The 2,127-nt window shown below is 67.7% G+C and carries 2 protein-coding genes; both read right to left on the minus strand.

Translation table 11 applies throughout. The features are described 5' to 3' along the window. Window positions 1-821 (minus strand): NAD(P)(+) transhydrogenase (Re/Si-specific) subunit beta (locus tag DIE06_RS37565; RefSeq protein ID WP_185733581.1); only part of this gene is annotated, 821 nt, incomplete at its 3' end. Window positions 822-834: 13 nt separating this feature from the next. Continuing rightward, a partial coding sequence (locus DIE06_RS37570; RefSeq protein ID WP_124665716.1) for a Re/Si-specific NAD(P)(+) transhydrogenase subunit alpha occupies window positions 835-2,127 on the minus strand: 1,293 nt, incomplete at its 5' end.

Consider the following 2,127-nt stretch of genomic DNA (forward strand, 5'->3'; position numbering starts at 1 on the left):
GCGATCACGCTGATGAAGTTGCGGTTCATCGCGCGGCACATGATGTACGACAGGATCGCACCGGACGAGCCCACCAGCGCGCCGATCACGATCAGCAGGTCGTTGCCGAGCATGAAGCCGGTGGCCGCCGCCGCCCACCCCGAGTAGCTGTTGAGCATCGACACCACGACCGGCATGTCCGCGCCGCCGATCGCCATCACCATGTGCACGCCGAACAGCAGCGAGACCACGGTCATCACGGCGAGGGGCAGCATGCCGTCCTGGATGCTTTCCGCATGCAGGAATGCACGGCCGTAGTAGATCACGATCAGCAGCGCGGCCAGGTTCAGCCAGTGCCGCGCCGGCAGCAGCAGCGGCTTGCCGCCGATCTTGCCCGACAGCTTGCCGAACGCGATGATCGAACCCGCGAAGGTGATCGCGCCGATCAGGATGCCGACGTAGATTTCCACTTCATGGATGGCCTTCTCGGCGCCGGTGAACTGCAGCGACGTGTCGATATAGCTCGCGAAGCCCACCAGGCAGGCCGCGAGACCGACCAGGCTGTGCATCAGCGCGACCAGTTCCGGCATCTGCGTCATCTGCACCTTCTTCGCGGCGTACAGGCCGACGGCGCCGCCGACGACCAGCGCGGCGATCACGTACGGAATGCCCGCGGCCGACACGCGCGGGCCGGCCACGGTGGCCAGCACGGCGATCAGCATGCCGATCATGCCGAGCAGGTTGCCGCGGCGCGCGGTTTCAGGGTTGGCCAGCCCGCCGAGGCTGAGGATGAACAGGATCGCGGCGCCGATATAGGAGACGGTAGTCAGGTTGGAAGTCATTGTTGTTGTCCCCTTATTTGCGGAACATCGCCAGCATGCGCCGCGTGACCGCGAAGCCGCCGAACATGTTGACGGCCGTGAGCGTGAGCGCGCCGACCGCGAGACCGAGGATCAGCCCGGACGGACGATCGCCGGCGTTGGCCAGCTCGCCCAGCGGCGGCGCGACCTGCACGAGCGCGCCGATCGCGATGATCGACGAGATCGCGTTGGTCACGCTCATCAGCGGCGTGTGCAGCGACGGCGTGACGTTCCAGATCACCATGTAGCCGACGAAGCACGCAAGCACGAACACCGTGAAGTGCGACAGGAAGCTCGACGGCGCGAACTGGCCGACCAGCAGGAACGCCAGCGCGCCGATCGCGAACACGATCGCGAGCGCCTTGGCCGACATCGGCTCGCCGCTGTGGCCGTGGCCCTTGGACTTCGCGGGTGCCGCCGCCGCGGGCGCGGCTGCCGGGGGCTTCGGCGCGACGGCCGCCTGCTTGATCGGCGGCGGCGGCCACGTGACGTTGCCTTCCTTGATGACGGTGAGGCTGCGGATCGCGTCGTCGTCGAAGTCGACGTTGATCGTGCCGTCCTTGCCCTTGCACAGCTCCTCGATCACGCGCAGCAGGTTGGTCCCATACAGCGTCGACGACTGCCGCGACAGGCGCGACGCGAGATCCGTATAACCGACGATCGTCACGCCGTGGCGCACGACGGCCTCGCCGGGCACCGTGAGTTCGCAGTTGCCGCCCTGTTCGGCGGCCATGTCCACGATCACGCTGCCGGGCCTCATCGACTGCACCATCTCGACGGTGATGAGCTTCGGCGCCGGCTTGCCGGGGATCAGCGCGGTGGTGATGATGATGTCGGCATCCTTGGCCTGCTGCGCGTACATCGCGCGCTGCGCCTGCTGGAAGCCTTCGCTCATCACCTTCGCGTAGCCGCCGCCGCCCGAGCCTTCTTCTTCGTAGTCGACCTTGACGAACTCGCCGCCGAGCGACTTGACCTGATCGGCCACTTCGGCGCGCGTGTCGTTCGCGCGCACGATCGCGCCGAGACTCGCGGCCGTGCCGATCGCGGCGAGACCCGCCACGCCGGCGCCGGCGATGAACACCTTCGCCGGCGGAATCTTGCCGGCCGCCGTGACCTGGCCGTTCAGGAAACGGCCGAACGCATGCGCGGCCTCGATCACCGCGCGATAGCCGCTGATGCCGGCCATCGACGTGAGCGCGTCCATCTTCTGCGCGCGCGACAGCGTGCGCGGCAGCGAATCGATCGCCAGCACCGTGGCGCGCTTCGCGGCCAGCTGCTGCATCAGCTC

Source organism: Burkholderia sp. Bp8998, assembly GCF_003854235.1.
Lineage (GTDB): Bacteria > Pseudomonadota > Gammaproteobacteria > Burkholderiales > Burkholderiaceae > Burkholderia.